1 protein-coding gene is annotated in these 4,038 nt (G+C 72.1%); it reads right to left on the bottom strand.

Annotation, left to right across the window (positions count from 1 at the left end):
* The coding region (locus ABT300_RS42055) for a non-ribosomal peptide synthetase (protein WP_351687875.1) at nt 1–4,038 on the bottom strand (4,038 nt) is incomplete at both ends.

Genomic DNA, 4,038 nt, shown 5'->3' with positions numbered 1-4,038 from the left:
TCTCCGGCTTCGCGAGGTCGTAGTGGGTGCACGGCACCCCGGCCTGCGCGACCGTGCCGGTCACGAACTCCGCCCAGTCCTCGGAGGTCGGCCCGTCCTCCTCGCGCCCCTCCTCGGCGACGATCAGCAGGGCGTCACCGTCGAACCGTCCGTGCACGTGGTCGTGCCGGATCCGACGGCCGTTGTAGAGCACCTTCGCGAAGACCCGGTACTCCTCGTCGGTGATCGCGCCGAGCGCTCCACCCGCTTCCAGCCGCACCACGTCGACCAGTCGGTCGAGCAACTCCTCCTGGTCGAACTCGGCCTCGCGCGCCGCCAGGTGCTTCTCCTCCTCGGGATCCCACGGGTACTGGTCGAGCAGCACGAGCGCCCCGACCTCCTCGCCGGCCGCCTGCAGCTGGACGGCGATCTCGTGGGCGAGGGCCCCGCCGTACGACCAGCCCAGCAGGTGGTACGGGCCGCTCGGCTGCACCGACCGCATCTGCTCGATGTAGTCCGCGGCCATCTCCGCGATGGATCCGGCGAGTTCTCCGCTGCCGTCGAGGCCGCGGGCCTGCAGGGCGTACAGCGGAACGTCGGCCGGCACGTACCGCACCAGCGACATGTAGCACCAGCTGACGCCGACCGCCGGGTGGAGGAAGAAGAACGGCGGACGCTCGCCCTGCTCCCGGATCGGCAGCAGCACGTCCAGCGCGTCTCGCACCGAGGACAGGCTCATCCGCTTCATCAGCTCGGCCACGGTGGGCGCCGCGAACAGGTCCCGCACCGCGATCGTCACCCCGCTCTCCCGCAGTTTCTCCACCAGCCGGACGGCGAGCAGCGAGTGGCCGCCGAGGGCGAAGAAGTCGTCGTCCACGCCGACGCCGTCCAGGCCGAGGACCTCGGCGAACGCGGCGCCGATGTTCGCCTCGAAGGAGGTGACCGAGTGGTGGGCGTCCTCGCGCACCTCGGTCTCCGGCACCGGGAGGGCCTTGCGGTCCAGCTTGCCGTTCGGCATCAGCGGCAGCTTGTCGATCACCACCACCGCGGACGGGACCATGTACCCCGGCAGCCGGTCCTGCGCCACCCCGCGCACCGCCTGCCCGAGCTGCTCCAGCTCCTCCTGTGCGACGCCCCGCTTCGGCACCACATAGGCCACCAGCCGCTGGTCGCCGGGGGCGTCCTCGCGCACCAGCGCCACGGCCTGGCCCACCGACCGGTGCCCGGCGAGCACCGACTCGATCTCGCCCAGCTCCACGCGGAAGCCGCGCACCTTCACCTGGTCGTCCGAGCGCCCGACGTACTGCAGGTCGCCGTGCGCGGTCCACCGCACCACGTCGCCCGTCCGGTACATCCTTTCGCCGGGGCCCGCGAACGGGTCGGCGACGAACCGGCCCGCCGTCAGACCCGGCCGGCCCAGATAGCCGCGCGCCACGCTGCGCCCCGCGATGTACAGCTCGCCGGCCACACCGACCGGCACCGGCGACAGGCGCTCGTCCAGCACGTAGACCCGGGTGTTGCCGATCGGGGAGCCGATCGACGACGCGTCCGCGTCCTCGCCCGCCAGCTCCTTGCCGGTCGACCAGACCGTGGTCTCGGTCGGACCGTACAGGTTGGTCAGGGTGGGCGTGCGGCTCAGCAGGGTCCGCGCCAGGTCGGCCGGCAGCGCCTCGGCGCCGATCATCGCGCGGACCCGGGACCAGTCCACCGGGTCCTCGGCGTCGGCCACCAGGCCGCGCCACAGGCTCGGCGTGGCGTGCACGATCGTCGCACCGGTGTCCCGGATCAGAGCGCGCAGCGCCCACGGGTCGAGTACCTGCTCCTGGGCGGCCAGTACGATCCGGGCGCCGTTCAACAGCGGCAGGTAGAACTCGAACCCGGCCATGTCGCAGCCGTGCGTGCTCACCGCCAGCAGCCGCTCGTCGGCGTCCAGCGCGAACCGGTCCTGCATCGCCGACAGGAAGTTGACGATCGCCCGGTGTTCCACCAGCACGCCCTTGGGGCGCCCGGTGGAGCCGGAGGTGTAGATCACCCACATCGGGTGCTCCGGCAGCAGGGCCGCCGTGCGCTCGCTGTCCGTCAGCGGGCCGTCCGCCAGGGCCGCCAGCTCGGCCCGCACCTCGGCGGAGTCGAGCAGCACCACCGGGACCCGCTGCGCCTCGGTGTCCTCGGCCAGCCGTCCCTCGGGCTCGGCCGGCCGCTCGCCCAGGCTCTCGCTGGTGAGACGGCAGACGGCACCCGAGTCGGCGATCACATATGCGATCCGGTCCGCCGGGTACGCCGGGTCGATCGGCAGGTAGGTGGCACCCGCCTTGATCACCCCGAGAAGTGCCACCACCAGGTCGACGGTGCGCTCGAAGACCGCCGCGACCACGTTCTCCGGGCCGATGCCCCGGCCCGCGAGCAGCCGCGCCACCCGGTTCGCCCGGGCGTCCAGCTCGGCGTAGCTGAGCTCGACCTCGCCCTGCACCAGAGCGACCGCGTCGGGCGTCCGGGCGGCCTGCGCCTCGAAGAGTTCCACGACCGTCCCGTCCGGCACGGGCGCCTCGGTGGCGTTCCACTCGGTGAGCACCCGGTGCCGCTCCTCCGGGCCGAGCAGGTCGACCTCACTGACCCGCAGGTCCGGGTCGGCAGCAAGGGTCGCCAGGAGCCGGACCCACCGCTGCGCGATGCGCACGCTCGACTCGGCGTCGAAGAGGTCCGCCGAGGCGGTCAGCCCGCCGTGCATCCCGGTCGGCGCGCCCTCCACGTCGTGCACCTCGACCATGTCGAAGTCCAGGTCGAACTTGACCGTGGCGGAGCGGGTGGCCAGGACGCCGCCGTCGGCGTTCTCGTAGGAGTCACCGTTGGTCCAGTGACCGGGCTCTTCGGTCCTCGTGTCACTCTTCGCACGGACGGCGTTCTCCAGCAGGAACATCACCTGGAAGAGCGGGTGGCGGGCCATCGAACGGGCCGGCGACAGCTCCTCCACCAGCTTCTCGAACGGCACGTCCGTATGGGAGAGCGACCCCAGCGCGGCCTCCCGCACCCGCGCGAGCACCTCGCGGAAGGTCGGATCGCCCGACACGTCGGTCCGTACCACGAAGGTGTTGACGAAATACCCGATCAACGGGCTCAGCGCCTCGTCCGTACGGCCTGCCGCAGCCGACCCGATCGGGAAGTCGGTGCCCGCACCGAGCCGGTTGAGCAGGATGGACAGCGCACCGTGCATGACCATGAACATGGTCACGCCCTCGGACCGCGCCATCTCCGACAGTCGCGCGTGCACCTCCGGCGAAACCTCCAGCGCCGTCCGGTGGCCCCGATGGCTCGCCGTCGCCGGTCGCGGCCGGTCGGCCGGCAGCTCCAGCTCCTCCGGGACCCCGGCCAGCGCCTCGCGCCAGTAAGCGATCTGACGCGCACTCAGGCTCTCCGGGTCGACGGAGTCGCCGAGCACCTCGCGCTGCCAGAGCGTGTAGTCCGCGTACTGGACCGGCAGCGGCTCCCACGCCGGTGCCCGGCCGGCGCTGCGCGCCGCGTAGGCCGTCCTCAGGTCGGCCATGGTCGGACCCCACGACCAGCCGTCGGAGGCGATGTGGTGCACCACGATCACCAGCACGCACTCCTCGGGGCCAACCCGGAACAACGTCGCCCGGATCGGGATCTCGCAGGACAGGTCGAACTCGTATTGCTCGGCCTCGTCGACCGCCGCGCCCAGCGCATCCCGCTCCACGTCGATCACCTGCAGCGCCCACTCCAGTGCGGCGGGCGCCAGGATCCGCTGGTGCGGCTCGCCGTCGACCGCCGGGAACACCGTGCGCAGCACCTCGTGCCGCTCGATCAGGTCGAGGAACGCGGCGTTCAGCTGAGGGGCGTCCACATCGCCCGGGAGCTGCGAGCTGACCGGGATGTTGTAGGTGCTGCTGGGGCCGTCCATCTGGTTGATGATCCACAGCCGGCGTTGTCCGTAGGAGAGCGGGAGGTGCTCCGGTCGCGGCATCGGTGTGAGGGGGGCGCGGGCGGTTTCGGCGCCCGTGAGGCGGGCGGCGAGGGCCGCGACGGTCGGGGCCTCGAACAGGG

The organism is Streptomyces sp. NPDC001027, from assembly GCF_040299045.1.
Lineage (GTDB): Bacteria > Actinomycetota > Actinomycetes > Streptomycetales > Streptomycetaceae > Streptomyces.
The sequence above is the reverse complement of the archived record's forward strand: the minus strand, read 5'-3'. Positions and strand labels throughout refer to the sequence as shown.